The organism is Mycobacterium sp. NGS34, from assembly GCF_059812845.1.
On the sequence record NZ_JCALDM010000009.1, the window covers coordinates 43,264 to 68,754 of the forward strand.

Below are 25,491 nucleotides of genomic sequence, written 5' to 3' on the forward strand. Positions count from 1 at the left end.
CGGCATTAGGGTCGAACCATGACCCGCGTCGGCGACCATGCAGAGCTTTGCGATGAGGAGGAGCGGCGCCCATGACATCCGTGCACACCATTCCCGACATCACCGCCACCCCGGCGTGGGACGCCCTGCGCAGGCATCACGAACAAATCGGCCAGACCCATCTGCGGCAGTTCTTCGCCGAGGATCCCGATCGCGGCCGCGAACTCACCGTCACGGTCGGCGACCTCTACATCGACTACAGCAAACACCGCGTCACCCGAGAGACGCTGGCGCTGCTGGTGGACCTCGCGCGCACGGCTAATCTCGAAGAGCGCCGCGACCAGATGTTCTCCGGCGTGCACATCAACACCTCCGAGGACCGGGCCGTGCTGCACACCGCGCTGCGGCTGCCCCGCGACGCCGAGCTGATCGTCGACGGCCAGAACGTCGTCGAGGACGTGCACGCCGTGCTGGACGCCATGGGCGACTTCACCGACCGGTTACGCAGCGGTGAATGGACCGGGGCCACCGGGAAAAAGATCAGCACGGTGGTCAACATCGGCATCGGCGGGTCGGACCTGGGTCCGGTGATGGTCTACCAGGCGCTGCGCCACTACGCCGATGCCGGGATTTCGGCACGCTTCGTCTCCAACGTCGACCCGGCCGACCTGGTCGCGAAGCTGGCCGACTTGGACCCTGCCACAACGCTTTTCATCGTCGCATCGAAGACCTTCTCCACGCTGGAGACGCTGACCAACGCGACCGCCGCGCGCCGCTGGCTGACCGACACGCTCGGCGACGCCGCGGTGTCCAAGCACTTCGTTGCGGTCTCTACCAACAAACGCCTGGTCGACGACTTCGGCATCAACACCGACAACATGTTCGGGTTCTGGGACTGGGTCGGCGGGCGTTATTCGGTCGATTCGGCGATCGGGCTGTCGCTGATGGCCGCCATCGGCAAGGAAGCGTTCGCCGATTTCCTGTCCGGATTCCACATCGTCGACCGGCATTTCAAGACCGCCCCGCTGGAGTCGAGCGCGCCCGTCCTGCTCGGCCTGATCGGGCTGTGGTACTCCAACTTCATGGGCGCGCAATCGCGCGCCGTGCTGCCCTACTCCAACGACCTTTCGCGTTTCGCCGCCTACCTGCAGCAGCTGACCATGGAATCCAACGGCAAGTCGACCCGGGCCGACGGCACGCCGGTTACCACCGACACCGGCGAAATCTTCTGGGGCGAACCGGGAACCAACGGCCAGCACGCGTTCTATCAGTTGCTGCATCAGGGCACCCGGCTGGTGCCGGCCGACTTCATCGGCTTCAGCCAACCCGTCGACGACCTGGCCACCGCAGACGGCACGGGCAGCATGCACGACCTGTTGATGAGCAACTTCTTCGCCCAGACGCAAGTGCTGGCGTTCGGCAAGACCGCCGAGGAGATCGCCGCCGAGGGCACCCCCGCCGAGGTCGTGCCGCACAAGGTGATGCCCGGAAACCGGCCGTCCACTTCGATTTTGGCCGACCGGCTCACCCCGTCGGTGCTGGGCCAGCTGATCGCGCTCTACGAGCACCAGGTCTTCACCGAGGGGGTGATCTGGGGCATCGACTCCTTCGATCAGTGGGGTGTGGAGCTGGGCAAGACGCAGGCCAAGGCGCTGCTTCCGGTGATCACCGCCGACGCCTCACCCGCGCCGCAAACCGACAGCTCGACCGACGCGCTGGTCCGCCGCTACCGCACCGAGCGGGGACGCACTGCCTGACCCCGCGAGCAGACGCAAAAGCCCCCGCGCGCTCGGCGTGTCGGGGGCTTTTGCGTCTGGTGGCCGGGCAGGGCCCGGCGAACACCGCCAGAGGAATTAGGCGAAGACCTTCGTCAGCGGGGGCGGCAACACCCGCATCAGCTGCACCAGCGGGCCCCACGGCCACCATGGCACCACGGCGCGGCCGGGTTCGCGTTCGATCGCGTCGACCAACGCCTTGACGCCAGTTTCGTTGTCCACCATGAACATTGTGCTCTCCGACTTGGCGGTCATCTCCGACTCGATGTAGCCCGGCTCGATCAGCGAAACCTTGATCGGACCGCCGCGGTATTCGGCGCGCAGCGACTCACCCAGCGAGCGCATCCCGGCTTTGCTTGCGGCGTAAGCGGCCTTGACGCCCGGCACGCCCTTGTTGCCGAGCACCGACGAGATGAGCACCAGGTGGCCCGAGCCGCTCTTGGCGAACATCTCCAGCGCGGCCTCGATCTGGATCAGACCGGCCACCAGGTTGGTCTGGAGGGTTTTCCTGTTCGCCCATGGCTTGCCCGAACCCAGCTTCGCGCCATGGCCGATTCCGGCGTTGACGATGATGCGGTCGACGCCACCGAGCTCGTCGCTGATTTCGGCGAACACCTTCGGAACCTGCTCGTGGTCGTTCACGTCCAGCGCGGCGACGGCGATCTTGATTCCCGGATATCGTTGTGTCAGTTCGGCTTTCAGCTCGTCGAGCCGGTCGGTGCGGCGGGCGCACAGCCCCAGGTCGCGCCCCTTGGCGGCGAAGGAGCGCGCCATGCCGGCGCCCAGGCCGGAACTGGCACCGGTGATCAGGATCTTCTGGCGAGTCACCCGGGCAGCATATCGACCGCTGCCGGCGGCTACTTGAGCAGCCGCGACAACCGGCGGTCGGCGAGCACCTTGCCGCCGGTCTGGCACGTCGGGCAGTACTGAAAAGACTTGTCCGCGAACGACACTTCGCGCACGGTGTCCCCGCACACGGGGCACGGCAGCCCGGTGCGGGCGTGCACGCGCAGGCCGGAGCGCTTCTCCCCCTTGAGCATGGCGGCGCCCTGCCCGACGGAGCGACTGACCGCGTCGGTCAGCACCGAGATCATCGCGTCGTGCAGAGCGGTCAGCTGTTCGTCGGACAGCTTTCCCGCGGTGGCGAACGGCGACATCTTCGCGACGTGCAGGATCTCGTCGCTGTAGGCGTTGCCGATGCCGGCGATCACCTTCTGGTCGGTGATGACGGTCTTGATCCTGCCGGTGTTGCCCGACAGCACCCCGGCCAGGTCCTCTGGGCTGAGCTCCAGCGCGTCGGGGCCCAATGCGGCGATGCCCGGCACCAGCTTCGGGTCGTCGACCAGCCACACCGCCAGCCGCTTCTGGGTGCCGGCCTCGGTGAGGTCGAAGCCGGGCGCCTGGCCGGGCGTGCCCAAGTGCACCCGCAACGCGATCGGGCCCTTGCCGGGGCGCAGCGGCGCCGCGGTCAGCTTGTCCGACCAGCGCAGCCAGCCCGCCCGCGACAGGTGGGCGATCAGGAACAGCTCCCCGGCCTGCAGTCCCAGATACTTGCCCCACCGCTGGGCCCCCGTCACGGCCTGACCGTGCAGCACGCTGATCGGCGGGTCAAAGGTTTTCAGCACCGAAAACGCTACGACGTCGACGCGGCCGATCGTCGATCCGACGGCGTGGCGGCGCAAATGGTCGACGAGCGCTTCGATCTCGGGGAGTTCGGGCACGCCTTTCAGTCTGCCGGTCGGAGTAAATAGGTGTCCATGATCCAGCCGTGCCGCGCTCGGGCGTCGGCGCGCAGCGCCACGATGCGCGCCGCGACGTCGCCGACGGTGCCGGCCACCAGCAGCTCGTCGCCGGTGCCCAGGTAGGCGCCCCACCAGATCTTCGTGTCGGGCGGGCACGTTTGAAACGAGCAGTCGGCGTCGAGCATCACTACCGCCGATCCGGCCAACCCGTTTTCGCGCAGCTGCCTGCCCGTGGTGATCAGCACCGGTTCGCCGACCTCGTTGAGTGGGATGCGGTGCCGTGCCGTCAGCGCCTGGATCGCGGTGATGCCCGGAACGACGTCGTAGCTGAAATCGAGCTCGGCCTTGATGGCGTCCAGGATGCGCAGCGTGCTGTCGTAGAGCGAGGGGTCGCCCCAGGCCAGGAAGGCGCCGACGCCGTCGGGACCGAGCTCGGCGGAGATGGCGTCCGCCCAGACGCGCGCCCGCGCGGCGTGCCACTCCGCGACGGCCTCGCGATAGTCGGCTTCGGCGGACCGCTTGGGATCGGGCAGCTCGACGAAGCGGTAGCCGGGCTCGCGGATGAACCGCGCGCAAATCTCGCGCCGCAGCGCGACCAGATCGCTTTTCGCCTCGCCCTTGTCCATCGCGAAGAACACCTGCGTGTCGTTGAGCGCCTCGATCGCCTGGACGGTCACATAGCCCGGGTCGCCGGCTCCGATACCGATCACGTGGATATGCCGAGCCAAGAAGCCCTCCTCACTGCTTAAATCAGATTGCCGAATCGAGACCCCGAAGGCCTAGCCGGGACCCCAGGTACCCGATACCATGGGTACCGTCTGCAGCACCCAACGAAGGGACGCGCGCCATGACCACCGCGGTGAAGCCGGGCGGGCCGAGTCGTGAAGAGTTCTCGGACCGATTGCTGAAGGGCTCGGTCAAGAAGTCCTACGAGCCGGTGGTCGACATCGACTGGGACGCGCCGCTGGACCCCGACAAGTTCTACCTGCCGCCGCGGCTGGTGTCGCTGTACAACACCCCGATGTGGGACGAGATGACGCGCGAGCAGCAGATCGACCTGTCCCGCCAGGAACTGGTCAACACGCTCTCGGCGGGTATCTGGTTCGAGAACATGCTCAACCAGTCGTTGCTGCGCACCATCTTGCACGAGGACCCCACCAGCTCCTCGACGCATTACAAGCTGACCGAGCTGGGTGACGAGACCCGCCACATGGTCATGTTCGGCAAGGCCATCGAACGCATCGGCGCAAAGCCGGTGCGCCCCAGGTTGTTTCACCGGTGGATCATCAACGCGCTGCCACTGGCGTTCCAGCGTGGCTCGATGCTGTGGGTGGCCGCCCTCATCGGCGAGGAAATCTTCGACTCGCTGCAACGGCAGATGATGGACGATCCCGAACTGCAGCCAATCATCCAGCGGCTCATGCGGATTCACGTCACCGAAGAGGCCCGCCACATCCAGTTCGCCCGCGACGGCGCCCGCAAGCGGGCAGCGGAGATGCCGCGGCTCAACCGCTGGTTCATGGCCAACATCAACGGGCTCGGCGGATACTTCTTCAACTACTTGTTCAGCAATCCGATCCCCTACGCGCGGGTGGGCCTGGACGCGAAGAGGGCGCGAAAGACCGCGCGCACCAGCCAGCACCGCCGCGAGATGCAAGTTGCCGGCTTCGCTCCCCTGGCGGCGTTTCTGACCGAGGTGGGCCTGCTGGGCCCGATCGCCCGCCGCGGCTGGAAGCGCAGCAGATTCCTGTGACCCAGCCGCCCGCGCGCTGCCATCGGGTGCTCGTCCTTGGAGCGGGAGACAGCGCGCGGGCGGCCCTCCAAAGGGCCGGCGTCACCGACGTCGTGACGCTCGAAGGCGAAGTGGTCGGCTCACGATTCGACGACGCCACCCACACCTGGCTGCTGACGACGGACGGCGGCGAGACGGTCCGGGCCCGCGTAGTGGTGGCCGCCCACCCGCCGGCGCGGGTGCCGTACCTACCGGACATCGCCGGACGCGACGACTTCCGGGGCGAGTCCTTTCACGCGGCGCAGTGGCGCACGGGTTTCGACCCGGCCGGCAAGCGCGTCGCCGTCGTCGGCGCCGATTCCACCGCCGGCCACTACATCCCGGGGCTGATCAGATCGGCGGCCGCCATCACCGTCTTCGCGCACCCGCCACGACGGGTCGTCGACGAGCTGCCGCTGCCCGCCACCCGCGCCAAGCGCTGGCTGCGCCGCCGCGTCCGGCCGACCGCCCACGCCCAGGCGCGCCCCACGCTGGTGAGATCCGCCGTCGTCGCCATCACCGCGTCGCGCATCCGCACCGCTGACGGCGTCGAGCACGACGCCGACGCCATCGTCTACGGCACCGGATTCGCAATGCCGGGCGAGGCGGGCTGGCGCGACGGCACGGAGCCCTACTTCGGCGTCGCCCTTCGCGGCTGCCCCAGTTACTTCTTCATCGGCGGGCCCGACACCGGCGCGCAGGCGCGCTACATCGCCGACTGCGTCGCGCTGATGGAACGCACCGGCAGCACCCGCATCGAAGTTCGCCGCAGCAGCCAGCGGGTGTTCAACGAACGCCTCTATTTGCGGCCCGCCCAGCCCCAGCCGGTGGCTTCCGCCTTCGATCTGGCGTCCGGCGCCAGCCGGCCCGACGCGACCTACGAGGGCACGGCGACGCTGACGATCGCCGGATCCGACCATCCGGTACGCGTGCGCCTGGCCGGCCACCTGGACCCGATCGACGGCCACTACCACTGGCAGGGCACGGTCTTCGGTTCCGCGACGCTGCCGGGCGAGTCGCTCAAGCAGGCGCGCACCGCGACACTGACGGTCGGCGAGCGCAGCGCGCCGGCCCGCATCGTCGAACAGACGCCGTGGGGCACGCACACGGTCGCGGGGGTCGGCGCTCCGCCGTACGCGCTGAGCTGACGCGCACGGCGCGATAATCCGCAGGTTTGCCGATCGTGGCGTTCGGGTAATCGCGTTAATCTTATTTCCATCTCGTGGGGGCGGGATAAACGGCCGAATTCCAGGAGCGGGGGATATGGCAGCGGACGGCCGGATAAGGAAAATCGCATCCGCCTTCTTTCACGTTGGGAATGCGGGGGCCTAAATTGCTATTGAGACACGCGGACCCGGATGACACGGCTTGCCGGGTCGCGGTCGGCGAGGATAAAGCCCTGACGGGAAAGGGGTGGCTGCGGTGAGCGCGGTAGCTGAGTCACCAAGCTCGCTGGCCGTTTCGACGCGCACGGAGCAGTCGGTCGTGGTGCTCACGGTCGAGGGCGTGCTCGACAGCAGCAGCTCCGCGGCGCTGCGCGACATCATCACGAAGGCGACGCTCGACGAGCCGTCCGCCGTCGTCGTCAACGTCTCCAAGCTGAAGGTGCCCGCGGAATCGGCCTGGTCGAGCTTCATCGGCGTGCGCTGGCAGGCGCACATCCGGCCCGGTGTTCCGATAGTGCTGGTGTGCGCGGATCGCGCCGCCCGCGAGGCGATCACCCGCAGCGAGGTGGCCCGCTTCATGTCGGTGTACGCCACCGAGAAGTCCGCGCTCAAGGCGCTCGACCGGCTCACGAGCCGCACCGTGCGGCACGCCGACGCCCAACTGCCCGCCAACCTGACCAGTCTTCGCGAGTCACGCCGGCTGGTCCGGGAGTGGCTGACCGCGTGGTCGCAGTCCGCGCTCATCCCGGTCGCGTTGGTGGTCGTCAACGTATTCGTGGAGAACGTGCTCGAGCACACCGGAAGCGTGCCGATGATGCGGGTCGAGACCGACGGCGCGACGGCGACCATCGCGGTGTCCGACGCCAGCAGCACACCGGCGCTGCGGCTGCCGTCGCCGGACAAGGGCATCGACGTGTCCGGCCTGGCGATCGTCGACGCGTTGTCGCGCGCCTGGGGCAGCACGCCGACGTCGTCGGGCAAGACGGTCTGGGCGATCATCGGTCCCGAGAATCAGCTCTGACCGGCTGGCACCTTGTTCGGGGACCCGCGCGCGGGTAAAAGTAGAACACGTTCTAATCTCGTGTGACGGCCCCCCAAGGAAGGCGGACGACGTGCGGTTCACCTACGCAGAGGCGATGACGGACTATCGCTACTACATCCCGCTGGCCAAGGCGGCCGAGGCGGCCGGCTACCACGCCATGACGATCGCCGACAGCATCGCCTATCCCTTCGAGTCCGACTCGAAGTATCCGTACACCCCCGACGGCAACCGCGAGTTCTTGGACGGCAAGGAGTTCATCGAAACCTTCGTGCTCACATCGGCTTTGGGCGCGGTGACGACGAAGCTGCACTTCAACTTCTTCGTCCTCAAGCTGCCCATCCGGCCGCCGGCGCTGGTGGCCAAGCAGATCGGATCGCTGGCCGCGATGACCGACAACCGGGTGGGTTTCGGCGTCGGTACCAGCCCGTGGCCCGAGGACTACGAGCTGTTGGGCGTGCCGTTCGCCAAGCGCGGCAAGCGGATGGATGAATGCATCGAAATCATCCAGGGCCTCACCACCGGTGAGTACTTCGAATTCCACGGCGAGTTCTACGAAATCCCCAAGACGAAGATGACACCCGCTCCCACCAAGCCCATCCCGATCCTGATCGGCGGTCACGCCGACGCGGCGCTCAAGCGCGCCGCGCGCCTGGACGGCTGGATGCACGGCGGCGGCGACCCGGAGGAACTCGACGGGCTGCTCGCCAAGCTGCAGCGGTACCGCGAAGAAGCGGGCAAGACCGGGCCGTTCCAGATCCACGTCATTTCGGTGGACGGCTTTACGGTGGACGGCGTCAAGCGGCTCGAGGACAAGGGCGTCACCGACGTGATCGTCGGCTTCCGAATTCCTTACATCATGGGCAAGGACGACGAGCCGCTGGACAACAAGATCCGCAACCTGGAAATGTTCGCGGAGAACGTGATCGCGAAAGTTTAGCCCTTACAGCGGCGGTCGCGAGCGCGGCGAAGCCGGGCGAAGGGGGCCGCCGCCAAACATCACAGCGGATCCCACTTGGGGGGCCGCTTCTCCATGTGCGCCCGGGCCGCTTCGGCCGGGTTGTTGGTGAAGCCGCTGAGTATCTGGGTGCGGTTCTCCAGCTCAATGGCGTGGCGCAGGCTCGGCGCGTCCAGCGCGGCGTTGAGTCCAATCTTGGTCTGCCACACGCCATACGCGTTGTTCCCGGCGATCTCGCGCGCTTTGTGCAGCGCCGCGGCCATCAGGTCGTCGGGCGCCACCACCTCGTGCACCAGGTTGATGCGATAGGCCTCGGCCGCGTCGATGATGCGGCCGGTCAGCATCAATTCGCGAGCAACCCCGGCGCCGACGATCTTGGGCAGCAGGTAGCTGGTGCCCATGTCCATCGACGAGAAGCCGGCCTTGATGAACACCGATCCGAACCGGGCGGTTTCGGACGCGATGCGGATGTCGCTGACCAAGGTGAACGCCAGCCCACCACCGACGGCGACGCCGTTGACCGCGGCGATCACCGGGATGGGCAGTTCGTAGATCCGCGTGAACAGCTCGGCCAGCCGAACCTGCGAGTCGTAGTTGACCTTGAACGCCGGGCTGGCCGGTCGGGGCTTGGTCCACGCCTCGCCGGTACCGCTCAGATCGGCGCCGGCGCAGAAGCCCCGCCCGGCCCCGGTCAGGATCGCGACGCGGTGCTCGCCCTCGCCGAGTGCGTCGAGGGCCTCCTCCACACCGCCGATCAACGCTCCGTCGATCGCGTTCAGGCGCTCCGGCCGGTTCAGCGTGATGCGGGCGATGTTGTCCTCGAGGGTTTCGAATTCCACTGCGGGCATAGGTGAACCGTAAGCGACTCAGCTGACGTTCAGGACCCCGGCCTAGCATGCAAACCATGACACGAAGCGAGGGTGATTCCTGGGACCTGGCCAACAGCGTGGGCGCCACCGCCACCATGGTCGCCGCCGCGCGCGCGGCCGCGACCCGACGTCCGCAGCCGGTCATCACCGACGAGTACGCCGAGCCACTGGTCCGCGCCGTCGGCCTGGACGTGTTCACCAAGCTGGCCAGCGGCGAGCTCGACTCCGACGATCTCGAGAGGGACGTCCCGTTCCCCCGCATGGTCGACACGTTCGCCGCCCGCGCCCGGTTTTACGACGACTACTTCGCCGCGGCCGGCAAGGCGGGGGTGCGCCAGGTCGTCATCGTGGCGTCGGGCCTCGACGCGCGGCCGTACCGGCTTTCCTGGCCGGCCGGGACCACCGTCTACGAGATCGATCAGCCCGAGGTGATCGCGTTCAAGACCGCGACGCTGTCGCAGATCGGCGCGGCCCCCACGGCCGAACTGCGCGCCATCGGCATCGACCTCCGCGAGGATTGGCCGGCGGCGCTCCAAGACGCCGGCTTCGACCCCGCCCAACCCACCGCATGGCTGGCCGAGGGCGTGCTCATCGGTTGGTTGCCGCCGGACGCCGAGGTCCGCCTGCTTGACTCGATCACCCCGTTGTCGGCGGAGGGCAGTCGCTTCGCGGCCGACTACGGGTCGCTCAACGACGCTTCGCAGCAATCGAAGGAGCAGGCGTTGCGCACGACCGAGGGCTGGCGCCGCCACGGGCTCGACATGGACATCGCCGCCCTGACCTACCCCGGCAAGCACACCGACGTCGCCGCGCACCTGGGCGCCGACGGTTGGGACACGACGACGTTTTCGCTCGGCGACCTGTTCACCGCGGCGGGCCTGCCGGAACTGCTCGAGTCCGAGCACGGCCCGGCGGCCACGATCAGGTTCGTGCGGGCGATCAAGTCCTAACCGGTCCGCTTGGCGAGCCAGTCGGCCTGCATCGCGAGCAGGGCCATCGCCTCCAATTGTGGTGTTTCCGAGTCCAGTTCGCGGTAGCGCTGATAGACGTTGACGACGACGCGCTCGGCGTCCAGCCAGGTCGCGTACTCGCCGAGGTCGATGGTGTCGGCGGCCTCGGACCAGGACAGGCCCTTGCGGTAGGCGGCCTCGGCCTGTTCGGCGACGTGCGCGAGATACCCACGGACCGCGCGGATCCCGTCCGGGTCGGTGACCGGACCGTGGCCGGGCACCACGATCGGGGCGTCGAACGCGATCATCACATCGCATGCCCTGATCCAGTTGGCGATGGGGCCGGCCCACACGATCGGGGTGCAGCCGATGAACAGCAGGTCGCCGCCGAAGAGCACCCCGGCATCGGGCACGTGCACCACCGAGTCGGCGGCGGTGTGGGCGGGGCCCAGGTTCAGCAGGTCGATCCGGCGTCCGCCGACGTCGATCGTCAGCTCGTAATCGAACGTCTGGTCGGCGTTGCGCAGTTTGATGCCGCTGAAGTCGAAGGGCCCGAAGCGATCTCGCACGTACGGGGTGGCGACCGGGCCGAGGTTGGCGGTCTGCGTCATGGCCAGCATCTCGGGCGCCATGCCGTGCGCGATCTCGTCGGCCGTGCCCTGCGCGGCGAGGATACGCACCGACGCGTCGAGCAGCTGGTTGCCGTGGGTGTGGTCACCGTTGGAGTGGGTGATCAGGGCGTCGGTGATGGGCGCGCGTTCGGTCATCGGCCGCATCGCGGTGAGCATTTCGCGGGTCAGCGCCAGGTCGAACAGCGTGTCGACGAGCAGCGAGGCGCCGTCGCCGGCGACCAGCCCGGCGTTGCTCCACCCGTAGCCGCCATCCGGGAGTGTCCACGCCCACACCCGGTCGGCGACCTCGTGCAGGCCGCGGGTGTAGGGCACCTTCGCCGGCGCCCGGTTGACCCGGGCCGGGGCGGGCGCCGCGTCCGGGTTGGGCCGGGCGGTCAGGGGGTGCGGCGGAGCGCTGGCGCGCACGGTTTGCCGGGTCTCCCCCAATCCCTCGACCCGCAGGGTGACGACGTCGCCGTCGTGCAGCCAGCCCGGAAACGATTCCGGCGCGGCGGGATTGAGGTGCTCGACGAGCGTGCACGTGGGCACGGTCCCGGAGCCGATGACGTCGCCGGGCGTGAGGGTCACGCCGCGCGAGACGTAGGAGATGACCTCGCCGAAGGTCCAGTCCATCTGGGCGGTCGACCCCGAGCCGATCACGGTGTCGTTGACCAATGCGGTCACCTGCAGGTCGAGCCTGCCTTCACGGAGGTGCGGCTCGAGCTCGTCGGGCGTGACCAGGCAGGGGCCCAGCGTGACCCCGCTGTCCTTGCCCTTGCCCTGCCCGATCGCGAGCTGGCCTTCCCGCTGCTGCAAGTCTCGGGCGGACCAGTCGTTGAAGATGGTGTAGCCAATGATGGCGCGTTCGGCTTGCTCGACGGTCAGGTCACTGCCGCCGACGCCGATGACGGCGGCGATCTCCAATTCGAAGTCCTGCCACGCGCTTCCGGGCGCCGCCGGCACGTCTTCGTAGGGTCCCAAAACGGTTGCCGGGCAGGCGAAATAGAACGCGGGGATGCGGTACCAGGTGTCGGCGAGCTCGCGGCCGCCGCCCATCGCGGCCTGGCAGTTGCGCATGTGATCCAAGAAGCACAGGGAGTCCCGGATTGACGGCGGGCGCGGGATCGGCGCGAGCAACGTGACTTCGTCGAGCCGCGCCACCGCCGCCGGGGAACGCAACGCGTCTTCGCCGGCCTGGCGCAGTCCGTCGGCGCCGCGGCCGATCAGCTCGAGCAGCGTCACGCCCGGCGGCATCGCGTAGATGGTGTCGCCGGACAGCACCCCGGCGCGTTCGCCGTCATTGCCGAGAAAGGTCAACCACTTCACTCGCGTACCACCTCACTTGGTTCCTTGTCCGGCCGCAGCCCGCGCCAACTCGATTGGCGCAACCGATCATCCGGCGTCCATTCGCTGTAGCGCACCTCGCCGACCAGGACCGGCTCGACGAACGTCACGCCCCTGGCGTCCAGCCGGGACAGCGGGGGGTCAAATGGGGATTGGTCGGTCCGCAACGGCGCCAACGTCGTTTTCAGGTTCGCCAGGTCGCGTTCGGTGAAGCCGGTGCCGACGCGTCCGGCGAAGTGCAGCCCGTCGGGGCCGGGGATCCCCATCAGCAGCGAGCCGATTCCGCTGGTGCGTCCGCCCTCGCCCGCCTTCCAGCCGCCAATGACGACCTCCTGGGTGTTCCAGTTCTTGTCCTTGATCCACGACGCCGAACGCCGGCCCGGCTGATACGTGGAGTCACGCTTCTTCCCGACCACGCCCTCCCATCCGTAGCGGCGGGAGTGCTCGAGTGCCTGGGCGCCGTCACCGGGCAGCAGGTCGGGGACGATCAGATTGCCGCCGCCGCCAAGGATTTCGAGCAGCTTGCGCCGGTCGGAGTAGCGCGCGCGCAGCAGCGAGCGGCCGTCCAGGTAGAGCAGGTCGAACGCCCAGTACTCGACGCGGGAACCGCGTCCGCGGTTCTGCATCTCGTGGAAGCTGGGCACACCGTTCTCGTCCCGGATGACGGCCTCCCCGTCGAGCACCACGTGATGCTCGGCCAGATCCGCTGCGAGGGAACGCAAGTCGGGATACTCCTTGGTGACTTCGCGGCCGCGTCGCGACCGGATCCGCAACGAGCCGTGGTCGACCTCCACCAGGAGCCGGTAGCCGTCCCACTTGCCCTCGAAGGCCCACTGCCCGGCCTTGAGGCCGGTCACCGAACCCTCCGAGGCGAGCATTGGGGTGATGTTGCCGAAGTCGAAGACCTTCTGGTCCTTCATCCGGTGCGCCAGCCACTGGTCGCCGTTGGTCTGAATCAGCGCGTACCGCCCGGAGATCCGGTTGCCGTGCAGGTTGACGATGACCTCGTCATCGAGGAACTTCTCGGCCTCGTAGGTGCCGGCATCCCAGATGACCACCTTGCCGGCGCCGTACTCCCCTTTGGGGATGTTTCCCTCGAACGCACCGTATTCCAGCGGGTGGTCCTCGGTGTGGACGGCCAGGTGGTTGACGGATGTGGTCTCGGGCAGGTTCTTGGGTACCGCCCATGACACCAGCACGCCGTCGCGCTCCAGCCGGAAGTCGTAGTGCAGCCGCCGGGCGTGGTGTTCCTGGATGACGAACGAATTGCCCTGGCCGGTAATGGGTTTTCCGGCCGGCACGGGCTCGGGGGTTTTCGACGCGTCCCGCATGCTGCGGTACTTGCTGAGCCGGTCGCTGACTGGCGCGTCGGCGTCCAGCTCCGCCAGCAGATCGCCGTCGCGGGAAACCCGTTCCAGCACTTCGTCGTACCGCAATTGGCCCACCGAAGGGTCTTCGAGTTCGTCCCAGGTGCGCGGCGCGGCGACCGTCGGCTGTTCCCGCCCGCGCAGCGAATACGGCGCGATGGTGGTCTTCGAGCCGTTGTTCTGGCTCCAGTCGAGGAATACCTTGCCCGCCCGCAGGCTCTTGGTCATGGTCGAGGTGACCAGCTTCGGCATCGCCGTTTCCAGTTGCTGGGCAACGCGTTTGGCCAATACGGTCGCACCCTTGCTGCTCACCGGGTTGTCCAGCGGCGCGTAGAGGTGCACCCCCTTGCTGCCGCTGGTCAGCGGAAAAGTGGTCAGGCCGATGTCGCTCATCAGCCCCCGCACGGCGTGGGCGACCTCGCACAGCTGCGGCATCGTCACGCCCTCGCCGGGGTCCAGGTCGAACACCAATCGCGTTGCGGGTCCAGCCTTGAGCTCTTCGGCCCGGCTGCGGGTCCACTCGGCGACGAAGCGCCACTGCGGCACGTGCACCTCCAGCGCCGCCTGCTGCGCGATCCAGGCCAGCCCGTCGACGCTGTCGATGATCGGGTAGGTCGTCGTTCCAGAGCGGTGGGTGACGCTGGCCCGCGGCAGCCAGTCGGGCGCGGAGGACGCCAGCTGCTTTTCGAAGAACGACTCCTGCTCGACGCCGTTGGGCCAGCGCTTGCGGGTGGCCGCGCGCCCGGCGATGTGCGGCAGCATCACCTCGGCGATGCGGGTGTAGTAGTCGAAGATGTCGCCCTTGGTGGTCCCGGTGGCCGGATACAGCACCTTGTCGGCGTTGGTCAGCGTGACCCGCGCCCGTGCTGTGGAAGCCATAACGTCAACCTAGTTGTTTCCGCGCGGCCGCCGGTACCGTCGAAGCCGTGGTTCGGCTGAGCAGCGCCGCCCTGGGACGGCTGCCGATCGCGACACCGGGCTATGACCGGGACGGCGTCGCGGCCGGCATCGCGCATTTCGGGGTCGGCGGCTTTCACCGCGCCCATCAGGCTGCCTACCTCGACGGGCTGCTCGAGCGGGGCCGGGCGCGGGAGTGGGGCATCTGCGGCATCGGGGTGATGCCGGCCGATCGCCGGATGCGCGACGTCCTGCGCGCCCAGGACGGCCTGTACACGCTGGTTTTGGAGCATCCGGACGGCAGCCGCGAGGCGCGGGTGATCGGCTCGATCCTCGACTGCCGGTATGCGCCGGACGACCCGTCGGCCACCATTGAGCTGCTCGCCGCGCCGGCGACGCGCATCATCTCGATGACCATCACCGAGGGCGGCTACCAGATCCGGGACGCCGGCTCGGTTTTCGGCCTGATCGCCGAGGCCCTTGCCCGGCGCCGCGACCGCGGCATCGCCGCCCCCACGATCCTGTCGTGCGACAACATCGAGCACAACGGCGAGATCGCGCGCCGGGCCGTCATCGCGCATGCCGACCTGGTGCGCCCGGCGCTGGCCGACTGGATCGGCGAGCACGCCCGGTTCCCGTGTTCGATGGTGGACCGCATCACCCCGGTCACCACGCCGGAGATCGCGGCCGGCGTGGAGCGCGACTTCGGCGTCGCCGACGAGTGGCCGGTGGTGGCTGAGGCGTTTGCCGCGTGGGTGCTCGAAGACGATTTCGCCGACGGCCGCCCGCCGCTGGAGGAGGCGGGCGTCCTGTTGGTCGACGACGTCGGCCCATACGAGGCGATGAAGCTGCGGCTGCTCAACGCCGGCCACCAATGCCTGTGCTACTTCGCCGCGCTGTGCGGGTACCGCATGGTGCACGACGCGGCGCGGGACCCGCTGTTGGCCGAATTCCTCTTGGCTTACTTCGATTCCGAGGCGGTGCCGACGCTGCGGGCCGTCCCCGGCATCGACCTGCACGCCTACACCCGTGGGCTGATCGAACGCTTCGCCAACCCGGGGGTGCGCGACACCGTGGCACGGTTGTGCGCCTATTCCTCCGACCGAATCCCGAAATGGCTGCTTCCGGTGATCCGCGACAACCTGCGCGCCGGCGGGCCCGTGCGGCTCGCGGCGGCCACCGTGGCGAGCTGGGCACGTTACGCCGAGGCGGTCGACGAACGGGGCCAACCGATCGACGTCGTCGACAACCTCGCCGACTCGCTGGTGCCCGTCGCACGGTCGCAACGCGAGCATCCGACCGCGTTCATCGAAAACGCCGAGCTTTTCGGCGATCTGGCGCAGGAACCGCGCTTCGTCGAGGCGTATCGCTGGGCGCTGGATTCGTTGCACGCCCGCGGGGCGCGGGCGACCCTGGACTCGTTGCTGAACGGTGTCGGGCCGTGACCCGCGCGCTGGTCATCGGCGAAGCGCTGATCGACATCGTCGGCGCCGCGGAGCATGTGGGCGGAAGCCCGCTCAACGTCGCCGTCGGGCTCGCCAGGCTGGGTCGCGATGTCGATTTCGTGACGCACATCGGCGACGACGAACGCGGCCGCCGAATCGCCGGCTATGTGAAAGCCGCTGGCGCGCAGCTTGTTTCGGGGAGCGCCTCGGCGGGCCGGACACCGACCGCGGTCGCGACGCTCGCGGACGACGGGTCGGTGGCCTACGCGTTCGACCTGGATTGGCGGCTGTCCGGCGCACCCCGCAGTGGCGCCGCCGCTGTTGGTGCACACCGGATCGATCGCCGCCGTGCGCGAGCCGGGGTGCCTGGCGGTCGCGGCCCTGCTCGACGCGTACCGGGTATCGGCCACCGTCAGTTTCGACCCGAACGTGCGCCCCTCGCTCATCGCCGACCGGTTTCAGGCCCGCGACCGCATCGCCCGCCTCGTCGAGCGCAGCGACATCGTCAAGGCGAGCGACGAGGACCTGAGTTGGTTCGATCCCGACCGCGACCCCGAGTCCACGGCCCGAGCGTGGCTGGCGTCGGGCCCGTGGATCGTCGTGGTGACGATGGGCGCTCGGGGCGCGGTGGCGTTCTGCCCGGCCGGCGAGGCCCGGGTGACCGCCAGGCCGGTCGACGTGGTGGACACGGTCGGCGCGGGTGACGCGTTCATGGTCGGCCTGCTGGACGCGCTCTGGGAAATGGGTATGTTGGGCGCCGCCCAGCGGGCCGCCCTGGGCCGGATCGGGCTCGACGCGCTCACCGTCGCGCTGCAGTCCGCCAGCCTGGCCTCGGCTTGGACCGTCGGACGCGCCGGCGCCGCCCTGCCCGACCGGGACGGCCTGCGGGCCCTTCTGCCGTAGTCGAGAAATTAGCTGTGCCCGAAAGTCCGCGGTGCGGGCGTGCTGCGCTGTTTTGCTGGGGGCGGTATGGGCATACTGACTTACATGCGTTCCATCTGGAAGGGTTCGATCGCGTTCGGACTGGTGAACGTCCCGGTCAAGGTGTACAGCGCCACCGAGGACCACGACATCAAGTTTCATCAGGTGCACGCCAAGGACAACGGCCGCATCCGCTACCAACGCATCTGTGAGAAAGACGGCGAGGTCGTCGAATACCGTGACATCGCCCGGGCCTTCGAGTCGCCCGACGGCCAATCGGTGATCATCACCGACGACGACATCGCCACCCTGCCCGAGGAACGCAGCCGCGAGATCGAGGTGCTCGAGTTCGTCCCGGCCAGCGAGGTCGACCCGATGCTGTTCGACCGCAGCTACTTCCTCGAGCCGGATTCGAAGTCATCGAAATCCTATGTGCTGCTTGCCAAGACGCTCGCCGAGGCCGACCGGATGGCGATCGTGCACTTCACGCTGCGCAACAAGACGAGGCTGGCGGCGTTGCGCGTCAAGGACTTCGGCAAGCGCGACGTGATGGTGGTGCACACGTTGTTGTGGCCCGACGAGATCCGCGATCCCGACTTCCCCGTGCTGGACAAGAAGGTCGACATCAAGCCCGCGGAGCTCAAGATGGCCGGGCAGGTGGTGGAATCGATGGCCGAGGACTTCAACCCCGACCGCTACCACGACACCTACCAGGAGCAGCTGCAGGAGCTGATCGAGGCGAAACTCGAAGGCGGCGAAGCGTTTACCTCCGAGGAGCAGCCCAAAGAACTGGACGAGACCGAGGACGTCTCCGACCTGCTGGCCAAGCTGGAGGCCAGCGTCAAGGCCCGCTCCGGCGACGGCAAGGCCGGGGCCGGTTCGGGGGCCAAGAAGGCGGCGGCGAAGAAAGCGCCGGCAAAGAAGACGCCGGCCAAAAAGGCGCCGGCCAAGAAGGCCGCATCGAAGTCCTGACCGCGCTGGGTGGTCAGCGCCGCCGAGAAGACACGAAGCGGAACCCGGCGGCCACCAGGTTGATCACCGCGACGATGATGATCAGGCTCAGCGCCGCACCCCAGATGCGCAGGAACCCGGCGTGCTCGGGGTTGGTGAGCTCGGTGTAGATCAGCAGCGGCAGCGAGGCCATGTTGCCGTGGAACATGTCGAGGTTGATGGAGCGGCTGTAGCCGACCAGGACCAGCACCGGCGCGGTTTCCCCGATGACGCGCGCAACGGAGAGCAGCACACCCGAGACGATGCCCGGCATCGCGATCGGGATCACGATCCGCACGATCGTCTTCCATTTGGGAACGCCCAGGGCATAGCTGGCTTCGCGGAGATCGTCCGGCACCAGCCTGAGCATCTCCTCGGTGGACCGCACCACCACGGGCAACATCAGCAAGACCAGCGCCAACGAGACGGCAAAGGAGCTCTGCTGGAAGCCCAGGGTGGCGATCCAGAGGCTGAAGATGAACAGCGCGGCGACGATCGAGGGCACCCCGGCCAGCACGTCGACCATGAACGTCGTCAGCCGGACCAGCCGTCCGGTCCCGTATTCCACCAAGAACACCGCGGTCATCAGGCCCAGCGGCACGGACAGCACGGCGGCCACGCCGGCCTGCACCAACGTCCCGTACAGCGCGTGGTACACCCCGCCGGCAAACTCCTCGGGCAGCACGCCGCGCAGCGAGTGGGTCCACCAACCCGAGCGGGTGACGGCGTACCAGCCGCGCGCGAGAACCACGCCCAGCACCCACACCAGCGGCACCAGGGCGACGAGGAACGAGGCGACGAAGAACGTCGTCGCGGCGTTGTTGGTGATCCGCCGCCGCAGGCTCAGCGGGCTGAAGACGTCCGGTTTGACCGGCAGGTCGAGCGCGTCGATCGTCATTCGCGCCACTCTCCCCCGCAAGCGGGCGGTGCCCCCACCCCATCGCTACGGACAAAATCGTCGCCGGCGCGCGTCATCCGTTGACCTTCCCGCCGGCGATCGCACGCGCGCTCGCATTCACGATGAAGGTCAGGACGAACAGCGCGAACCCGGCGGAGATGTAGGCCCCGGTCGGCAGGGGCTCGCTGAATTCGGCTGCCGCGGAAGCGATCTTGGAAGCGAACGTGTAGCCGCCGTCGAACAGCGACCAGCTGCCGGCGCGGGCGGCGGACCGCAGGATGATCAGCACCGCCACGGTCTCGCCAAGGGCCCGGCCCAGCCCCAGCATCGAGGCCGCGATGACACCGCTGCGTCCGAACGGCAGCACGGTCATCCGCACCACCTCCCATTTGGTGGCGCCCAGAGCTTGCGCCGCTTCCATCTGGATGGGCGGGGTCTGGCGGAACACTTCGCGCGACACCGAGGTGATGATCGGCAGGATCATCACCGACAGCACGATGCTCGCCGTGAAGATGGTGCCGCCGCCGGCCAAGGACACGTTGCCCTGCTTGAACAGGAACAACCAGCCCAGGTTGCGGTTGAGAAATTCCGCGAGGGGCTCGATCTTGGGCGCCAGCACGAAGATTCCCCACAACCCGAAGACGATCGACGGCACCGCGGCCAGCAGGTCGACCATCGCGCCGAACGGTCGCGCCAGCCGCTTCGGCGCGTATTGGGTGAGGAATACCGCGATCCCGACGGCGACGGGCACCGCCAGCACCAGGGCGCTAACCGAACTGAGCACCGTGACCATGAACAGGTCGCGGATGCCGAACGCCAGGTGGTCCGCCTTGGTGGTGTTGAACTCGGCGCTGGTGAAGAAGTTCGCGTGATCCGCGCGCAATGACGGGATCGCGCGAACCAACAGGAATACCGCGATCAGCGCGATCGCGATGACAATCGTCGACCCGGCCGCCGCGGCGACCAACTTGAACAGTCGGTCGCCGCGGTGCGCCTTGCGGGGATCGGTTGCCTTCAGCGCAGGCTGAATCCCAGTCGAGGGACTGGCAATCGCTCCGCGGGTCATGGCATCACGGATCACGCGATCGCGTTGACCGCAGTCGACAACTTCGACTTGAACGAGTCCGGAATGGGAATGTATCCGTTGTCCGCCAAGCCGTTTTGGCCCGCGCCGATGGTGCTCTGCAGGAACGCCCTCACGGCCGGGCCGACCTGGGAATCGGGATACTTCGAGCAAACGATCTCGTAGGTCGCCAGCACGATCGGGTACGAACCGGCCTGCGTCGGCTTGTAGAACGAGTTGGTGTCGAGCACCAGGTCGTTGCCCTGTCCCTTGACCGTGGCACCGGAGATCGTCTTGCCCACCGAGTCGGCGCTGATCGCGACCGCGTCGGTCCCGGGCGCGGTGACGATCTTGGCCATGTTCAGGTTCTGGGCCTTGGCGAACGACCACTCGTTGTAAGTGATCGATCCCTCGGTGGCCTTGATCGCGGCCGAGGTGCCGTCGTTGCCCTTGGCGCCCTCACCGACTCCGCCGTTGAACGTCTTGCCTGCGCCCTTGCCCCATGCGCCGTTGGAGGCCGCGTCGAGGTACTTCTGGAAGTTGTCCGTGGTCCCGGACTGGTCGTTACGGAAGACGACGTGGATGGGCTCGGCCGGCAGGGCGGTTCCGCTGTTGAGGCCCGCGATCGCCGGATCGTTCCAGGTGGTGATGGCGCCGTTGAAGATCTTCGCCGCGGTCGGGCCGTCCAGATTCAGCGAACTGACGCCCTTGACGTTGTAGGTGATCGCGATCGGGCCGAACACCACCGGCAAGTTCCACGCCGGCGAGCCGCAGCGCTGCTGGGCCGCGTCGTACTCTTTTTGGGCCAGCGGCGAGTCGGAGCCGCCGAAATCGGTTTGGTTGCCGTTGAATTCGCTGATCCCGGCTCCCGAACCATTGGCCGTGTAGTTCAGGGTCTGACCCGGGCACGCCTGCTCGAAGGCGTTGACGAAGCGGGTCATCGCGTTGGCCTGGGCCGTCGAGCCACTGGCCTTGAGGGTCTTCTTCCCGCCGCAGCTCACTTTCTCCGCGGACGCGCCGGAAGTCGCACTCCCCCCGCTTGCATTGTTGTTGTCGTTGCCACACCCGGATAACACCAACGCGGCGCTAGCCACGACACCCAGCGCGGCGCCAAATCGGTTCAGTTTCAATTCGCTTCCTAACAGTAGGTATGAAACGTCGCCGCCGCCGGAGGCTGCGGCGCGGCAATCCAGCCATCACTCGCAGCCATGTAGCTAACAGTAACAAGGTTAACGGTCGGAGAATTCTGTCCGGCGTTCGTCACCGCGCCAACGAGCAGGCAATTGGGGCCTCGGGGGCATTGCATCCCGGCGCCGTTATGACAAACTAGAACCTGTTTCAGAAATGCCGTTATCGGAGTCGGCGAGGTCTGTTACCGTGTCGCCGGACAACTCGAATAGAGAGGCCGCAATGATCCTTGACAGGTTCCGTCTGGACGACAAAGTCGCCGTCATCACAGGTGGCGGGCGCGGCCTCGGTGCGGCCATCGCGCTGGCTTTCGCCGAGGCGGGCGCCGATGTGCTGATCGCGTCGCGCACGCAATCTCAACTAGATGCCGTCGCCGAGCAGGTCCGCGCCACCGGCCGCCGCGCCCACGCCGTCGCCGCCGACCTGGCCCATCCCGAGTCGACCGCGGAATTGGCCGATCTGGCCGTCGAGGCCTTCGGCAAACTAGACATCGTCGTGAACAACGTCGGCGGGACCATGCCCAACACCTTGCTGACCACCTCGACCAAGGACCTCAAGGAAGCGTTCACCTTCAACGTCGCCACGGCGCACGCGCTGACCGTCGCGGCGGTGCCGTTGATGCTGGAGCACTCCGGCGGCGGCAGCATCATCAACATCACGTCGACCATGGGCAGGCTGGCCGGACGGGGGTTCGCCGCGTACGGCACCGCCAAGGCCGCGCTGTCTCACTACACCCGGCTGGCCGCGCTGGACCTGTGCCCGCGCATCCGCGTCAACGCAATCGCGCCGGGGTCGATCCTGACGTCGGCGCTGGACGTGGTGGCCTCCAACGAGGAGCTGCGCGCCCCGATGGAGAAGGTCACCCCGATGCGCCGCCTCGGCGACCCCGTCGACATCGCCGCCGCCGCAGTCTATTTGGCGTCCCCGGCCGGCAGCTTCCTCACCGGCAAGACGCTGGAGGTCGACGGCGGCCTCACCTTCCCCAACCTCGACATCCCCGTCCCGGACCTGTGAGCTGAAGGCCGCTAAAGACCCACTAAGGAGCCCGCCATGGCCATACCTGTCGTTCAATTGGGCACCGGCAACGTCGGCGTCCACGCGCTCAAGGCGCTGATCACCAATCCCGAGTTCGAGCTCAGAGGCGTGTGGGTGTCGTCGGATGCCAAGGCCGGCAAGGACGCGGCGGAGCTTGCCGGACTTGCGGATTCGACCGGCGTGCTGGCCAGCACCGACCTGGACGCCGTGCTCGCCACGGGTCCGCAGTGCGCCGTGTACAACGCCCTGGCCGACAATCGCCTGCCCGAGGCTCTCGAGGATTACCGCCGGGTCCTCGCCGCCGGAATCAACGTCGTCGGCAGCGGGCCGGTCTTTCTCCAGTACCCCTGGGAAGTGATCCCCGAGGAGCTCATCAAGCCGCTGGAAGATGCCGCGCGCGAAGGCAATTCGAGTCTGTACGTCAACGGCATCGACCCGGGCTTCGCCAACGACCTGCTGCCGCTGGCACTGGCCGGCACCTGTCAGAGCATCCAGCAGATCCGGTGCATGGAGATCGTCGACTACGCCACCTACGACAGCGCCGCCGTCATGTTCGACGTGATGGGATTCGGCAAGCCCCTCGACGAGATCCCGATGCTGCTGCAGACCGGCGTGCTGAGCCTGGCGTGGGGATCGGTGGTGCGGCAATTGGCTGCGGGCCTGGGCATCACGCTCGACAGCATCGCCGAGGAATACATCCGCGAGCCCGCGCCCGAGGACTTCGACATCGCCTCGGGGCACATCGCCAAGGGCACCGCCGCCGGGCTGCGGTTCGAGGTCTTCGGAATGGTCAACGGCGACCCCGTCGTCGTCCTGGAACACGTCACCCGGTTGCGCGAGGACCTGCGTCCCGATTGGCCGCAGCCCGCCCAGGAAGGCGGCTCCTACCGCATCGAGATCACCGGCGAACCGTCGTACGCGATGGACGTCTGCCTGAGCAGCCCCAACGGCGATCACAACCACGCCGGACTGGTCGCCACCGCGATGCGGGTCGTCAACGCGATCCCCGCGGTGGTGGCCGCCCCGCCGGGCATCGTGACGACCCTCGACCTGCCCCTCGTCACCGGACGGGGGCTCTACGTTCCGAGCTGACGACTCGGAAACGCCCACTACCTCGGTTCTCGCAAGGCGGGTTGTCCCGGCGTGCACCACCCGATGGTGTATTCGGTTAACCTAACTTTTTTATTCGAGAATGTGGATCGAGGGCCGATACGTTGGCGCAGGGCACCGAGGCCTCGCTCAAGACGAGCTGGTATCTGCTCGGCCCGGCGTTCGTCGCCGCGATCGCCTACGTCGACCCGGGGAACGTCGCGGCCAACGTCAGCGCCGGCTCGCAGTACGGCTATTTGCTGCTGTGGGTCATCGTCGCGGCCAACGTGGCGGCGGGCCTGGTGCAGTACCTGTCCGCGAAACTCGGGTTGGTGACCGGACGGTCGCTGCCCGCGGCGATCGGCAAACGGATGGGCCGGCCGCTCCGGCTGACGTTTTGGGCGCAGGCCGAAATCGTCGCCATGGCAACCGATGTCGCCGAAGTCATCGGCGGGGCGATCGCGCTGCGCATCCTGTTCGGCCTGCCGCTGCCGGTCGGCGGGATCATCACCGGGGCGGTCTCGATGCTGGTGCTGACGATCCGGGACCGCCGCGGGCAACTCCTTTTCGAGCGCGTCATCACGGGCCTGCTGCTCGTCATCGCCGTCGGCTTCGCGGCGAGCTTCTTCGTCGCCACACCACCGCCCGAGGCCGTGATGGCGGGATTGCTCCCCCGGTTCCACGGCACCGAAAGCGTGTTGCTGGCCGCCGCCATCCTCGGCGCCACCGTGATGCCGCACGCGGTGTATCTGCACTCGGGCCTCGTCCTGGACCGGCATGGGCATCCCGCGCCCGGCCACGACCGGCGCTGGCTGCTGCGCGTCACCCGGGTCGACGTCGTGCTGGCGATGGCCGTCGCCGGGTTGGTCAACGCGGCGATGCTGCTCGTCGCCGCGATCAACCTGCAGGGCCACCGGGAAAGCGCGACCATCGACGGCGCCTACACCGCGATTCACAACACCTTGGGCCCGACGATCGCCGTGCTGTTCGCGATCGGGCTGCTCGCGTCCGGCCTGGCGTCGTCGTCGGTGGGCGCGTACGCCGGCGCCATGATCATGCAGGGTTTGCTCCACCTGTCGGTCCCCATGCTGGTGCGCCGGCTGGCGACGCTGTGCCCGGCCGTCGCGATCCTGGCACTCGGCTGGGACCCGACGCGCGCGCTGGTCATCTCGCAGGTCGTGCTGTCCTTCGGCATCCCGTTCGCCGTGCTTCCGCTGGTCAGGCTCACCAGCAACCGCGACCTCATGGGTACCGACGCCAACCATCCCGTCACCACTGTCATCGGCTGGGGCGTCGCCGTCATGGTCAGCGTGCTCAACGTGGTGCTCATCTATCTGACCGTGGCGGGCTGATCCGAGATCGACGGTGGCGTGCAGCTCACTCGCACTTCTTCGCGCCAACGTCGATCTCGACGAAGAGCGGTCGCAAGGAAATCGCAAGAACTTCACCAAGACCTGGCAAGCGGCGCGGGCCAGCCTAATGATGCCCGCCGCGGCACCGCCAGAAAAAAGTCTTCAAAAAATGTCCGACTCACGCCGGGTGCGTCCTCTTACCTGTGACGGCGGCCCAACCGGGGCCGCGACCCGCACCGAAAGAAGCACCTGATGAGCACCTGGGACGACATGGATCGAACCGCCCTCGCACCGCGCGTCGACGACGTCACCGAGGCCTGGGCCTGGGCATCGAGTCCGCTCGGCGAGCCGACCGACGAGTCCGGCGATCGGCCGTCCGGCCACGAGTTTCCGCCGAACCCCCTCCCCCCGGCCAAGCCGAGGTCCATCGACAAGCTGTGGGTCACCGCGGGCGTCGTCGGCCTGATCGGTGCGGGCGTCGCGCTGGGCATAACCTTCCTCAGCAGCTCGCCCCAACCCCGGTCCGTGGCCGTGACTTCGGGCTCAACAGCCGTGCCCGCGGCCCTTCCCGCCTCGGCGGCACCGGCGCCCGCCGCCGCGGTCGTGCCCCCGCCGGACAACGGCCCAGCGCAGGCCCCGGTCGACGCCACGCCCAGTGCCCCGGCCCCCGTCGCGGTGGTCGCGCCCCCGCCGGATAACCCCGCGCCGGCACCCGACCCGGGCGCCCCGCCCGCCGCCGCTCCCGAAGGCCCGGTGGTCGTGGTGAATGCGCCTCCGCCAGTACCTGTCTGGGTCCCGGCTCCCCCGCCGCAGCTACCGCCGCCGCCTTCGCTGCCGCCGCTGCCCGTGCCGCCCAAGCTGCCCCCGCTGCCCGCGCCGCCGAAGCTGCCGCCGCCCCCGCCACCGCCGGTGCTGTGCCTGCCGCCGCACCACCTCGTGCAGGGCGTCTGCAAGTGAGCACGCGGGTCCCGGCCAGGCTGATATTGCTCCTGACCTCCCATGCGCCCACCACGGAGCTGGAATTTCTCGTGCTATTTCACCG

21 protein-coding genes and 2 pseudogenes are annotated in these 25,491 nt (G+C 68.1%); 13 read left to right on the forward strand and 10 right to left on the reverse strand.

Features of this window, described 5'->3' with window-relative positions:
• The first annotated feature begins 71 nt into the window (after nt 1–71).
• Nucleotides 72–1,736 (forward strand): glucose-6-phosphate isomerase, encoded by a 1,665-nt coding sequence (gene pgi / locus AC5Y7V_RS21565; RefSeq protein ID WP_499882076.1) that lies wholly within the window; start codon nt 72–74, stop codon nt 1,734–1,736.
• Nucleotides 1,737–1,832: 96 nt separating this feature from the next.
• Here pgi and AC5Y7V_RS21570 read toward each other — a convergent pair whose 3' ends face one another.
• The 4 genes and pseudogenes from AC5Y7V_RS21570 to cobF all read right to left on the reverse strand — a co-directional run bounded on the left by AC5Y7V_RS21570 (nt 1,833) and on the right by cobF (nt 4,224).
• Nucleotides 1,833–2,582, reverse strand: a complete 750-nt coding sequence (locus tag AC5Y7V_RS21570; RefSeq protein ID WP_499882077.1) for an SDR family oxidoreductase — start codon at nt 2,580–2,582, stop codon at nt 1,833–1,835.
• A 29-nt stretch (nt 2,583–2,611) separates the two neighbouring features.
• Nucleotides 2,612–3,082 carry a zinc finger domain-containing protein gene (locus tag AC5Y7V_RS21575; protein ID WP_499882203.1) on the reverse strand — a complete coding sequence of 157 codons (471 nt, stop codon included), beginning with the start codon at nt 3,080–3,082 and terminating at the stop codon, nt 2,612–2,614.
• Between the two features lie 150 nt (nt 3,083–3,232).
• Nucleotides 3,233–3,475: pseudogene (locus AC5Y7V_RS21580) on the reverse strand (DNA-formamidopyrimidine glycosylase family protein); the annotation flags it as partial.
• A 5-nt stretch (nt 3,476–3,480) separates the two neighbouring features.
• Nucleotides 3,481–4,224: a precorrin-6A synthase (deacetylating) gene (gene cobF / locus AC5Y7V_RS21585; RefSeq protein WP_499882078.1), complete on the reverse strand. Its 744-nt coding sequence runs from the start codon at nt 4,222–4,224 to the stop codon at nt 3,481–3,483.
• Between the two features lie 119 nt (nt 4,225–4,343).
• Between cobF and AC5Y7V_RS21590 the strand changes: the two genes are divergently transcribed.
• The 4 genes from AC5Y7V_RS21590 to AC5Y7V_RS21605 all read left to right on the forward strand — a co-directional run bounded on the left by AC5Y7V_RS21590 (nt 4,344) and on the right by AC5Y7V_RS21605 (nt 8,412).
• Entirely contained in the window at nt 4,344–5,249 is a 906-nt protein-coding gene (locus AC5Y7V_RS21590) for an AurF N-oxygenase family protein (RefSeq protein WP_499882079.1), read from the forward strand.
• A gap of 218 nt (nt 5,250–5,467) precedes the next feature.
• Nucleotides 5,468–6,415: a DUF4873 domain-containing protein gene (locus AC5Y7V_RS21595; protein WP_499882204.1), complete on the forward strand. Its 948-nt coding sequence runs from the start codon at nt 5,468–5,470 to the stop codon at nt 6,413–6,415.
• Between the two features lie 265 nt (nt 6,416–6,680).
• The gene (locus AC5Y7V_RS21600) at nt 6,681–7,454 is read left to right on the forward strand and encodes an STAS domain-containing protein (RefSeq protein ID WP_499882080.1); all 774 of its coding nucleotides are present in this window, start codon (nt 6,681–6,683) and stop codon (nt 7,452–7,454) included.
• Nucleotides 7,455–7,545: 91 nt separating this feature from the next.
• A complete protein-coding gene (locus AC5Y7V_RS21605) occupies nt 7,546–8,412 on the forward strand; it encodes an LLM class flavin-dependent oxidoreductase (RefSeq protein ID WP_499882081.1) in 867 nt (288 codons plus the stop codon).
• A gap of 59 nt (nt 8,413–8,471) precedes the next feature.
• On the opposite strand, the gene AC5Y7V_RS21610 is transcribed toward AC5Y7V_RS21605, so the two are convergent.
• Entirely contained in the window at nt 8,472–9,269 is a 798-nt protein-coding gene (locus AC5Y7V_RS21610; protein WP_499882205.1) for an enoyl-CoA hydratase/isomerase family protein, read from the reverse strand.
• A gap of 65 nt (nt 9,270–9,334) precedes the next feature.
• Between AC5Y7V_RS21610 and AC5Y7V_RS21615 the strand changes: the two genes are divergently transcribed.
• Nucleotides 9,335–10,249 carry an SAM-dependent methyltransferase gene (locus AC5Y7V_RS21615; RefSeq protein WP_499882082.1) on the forward strand — a complete coding sequence of 305 codons (915 nt, stop codon included), beginning with the start codon at nt 9,335–9,337 and terminating at the stop codon, nt 10,247–10,249.
• On the opposite strand, the gene AC5Y7V_RS21620 is transcribed toward AC5Y7V_RS21615, so the two are convergent.
• Nucleotides 10,246–12,186 (reverse strand): fumarylacetoacetate hydrolase family protein, encoded by a 1,941-nt coding sequence (locus AC5Y7V_RS21620; RefSeq protein ID WP_499882083.1) that lies wholly within the window; start codon nt 12,184–12,186, stop codon nt 10,246–10,248. The two genes, AC5Y7V_RS21615 and AC5Y7V_RS21620, sit on opposite strands and share 4 nt — an antisense overlap.
• The gene (locus AC5Y7V_RS21625) at nt 12,183–14,450 is read right to left on the reverse strand and encodes an ATP-dependent DNA ligase (protein ID WP_499882084.1); all 2,268 of its coding nucleotides are present in this window, start codon (nt 14,448–14,450) and stop codon (nt 12,183–12,185) included. The genes AC5Y7V_RS21620 and AC5Y7V_RS21625 overlap by 4 nt, the downstream gene beginning before the upstream one ends.
• Before the next feature lie 47 nt (nt 14,451–14,497).
• Between AC5Y7V_RS21625 and AC5Y7V_RS21630 the strand changes: the two genes are divergently transcribed.
• The 3 genes and pseudogenes from AC5Y7V_RS21630 (at nt 14,498) to ku (ending at nt 17,806) form a co-directional block, all read left to right on the forward strand.
• Nucleotides 14,498–15,913, forward strand: coding sequence for a mannitol dehydrogenase family protein (locus AC5Y7V_RS21630; RefSeq protein ID WP_499882085.1), 1,416 nt, complete (start codon nt 14,498–14,500; stop codon nt 15,911–15,913).
• Nucleotides 15,910–16,816 (forward strand): annotated as a pseudogene (locus tag AC5Y7V_RS21635) (carbohydrate kinase family protein). The gene AC5Y7V_RS21630 and the pseudogene AC5Y7V_RS21635 overlap by 4 nt, the downstream one beginning before the upstream one ends.
• An 84-nt stretch (nt 16,817–16,900) precedes the next feature.
• Nucleotides 16,901–17,806 carry a non-homologous end joining protein Ku gene (ku, locus tag AC5Y7V_RS21640; protein WP_499882086.1) on the forward strand — a complete coding sequence of 302 codons (906 nt, stop codon included), beginning with the start codon at nt 16,901–16,903 and terminating at the stop codon, nt 17,804–17,806.
• 13 nt (nt 17,807–17,819) lie between these two features.
• Here the strand turns inward: ku and pstA are convergent, their stop codons facing one another.
• From pstA to pstS, 3 genes are all read right to left on the reverse strand, one after another.
• The gene (gene pstA, locus AC5Y7V_RS21645) at nt 17,820–18,722 is read right to left on the reverse strand and encodes a phosphate ABC transporter permease PstA (protein ID WP_499882087.1); all 903 of its coding nucleotides are present in this window, start codon (nt 18,720–18,722) and stop codon (nt 17,820–17,822) included.
• Nucleotides 18,723–18,795: 73 nt separating this feature from the next.
• Nucleotides 18,796–19,788 (reverse strand): phosphate ABC transporter permease subunit PstC, encoded by a 993-nt coding sequence (gene pstC / locus AC5Y7V_RS21650; RefSeq protein WP_499882088.1) that lies wholly within the window; start codon nt 19,786–19,788, stop codon nt 18,796–18,798.
• 11 nt (nt 19,789–19,799) lie between these two features.
• On the reverse strand, nt 19,800–20,915 hold the full coding sequence (gene pstS, locus AC5Y7V_RS21655) for a phosphate ABC transporter substrate-binding protein PstS (RefSeq protein ID WP_499882089.1): 1,116 nt from the start codon (nt 20,913–20,915) through the stop codon (nt 19,800–19,802).
• A 280-nt stretch (nt 20,916–21,195) separates the two neighbouring features.
• On the opposite strand from pstS, the gene AC5Y7V_RS21660 reads away from it, so the two are divergent.
• The 4 genes from AC5Y7V_RS21660 (at nt 21,196) to AC5Y7V_RS21675 (ending at nt 25,406) form a co-directional block, all read left to right on the forward strand.
• Entirely contained in the window at nt 21,196–21,987 is a 792-nt protein-coding gene (locus tag AC5Y7V_RS21660; protein WP_499882090.1) for an SDR family oxidoreductase, read from the forward strand.
• A gap of 36 nt (nt 21,988–22,023) precedes the next feature.
• Nucleotides 22,024–23,100 carry an NAD(P)H-dependent amine dehydrogenase family protein gene (locus AC5Y7V_RS21665; RefSeq protein WP_499882091.1) on the forward strand — a complete coding sequence of 359 codons (1,077 nt, stop codon included), beginning with the start codon at nt 22,024–22,026 and terminating at the stop codon, nt 23,098–23,100.
• A gap of 92 nt (nt 23,101–23,192) precedes the next feature.
• A complete protein-coding gene (locus tag AC5Y7V_RS21670; RefSeq protein WP_499882206.1) occupies nt 23,193–24,449 on the forward strand; it encodes an Nramp family divalent metal transporter in 1,257 nt (418 codons plus the stop codon).
• Between the two features lie 252 nt (nt 24,450–24,701).
• A complete protein-coding gene (locus AC5Y7V_RS21675; RefSeq protein ID WP_499882092.1) occupies nt 24,702–25,406 on the forward strand; it encodes a hypothetical protein in 705 nt (234 codons plus the stop codon).
• Nucleotides 25,407–25,491: the final 85 nt, after the last annotated feature.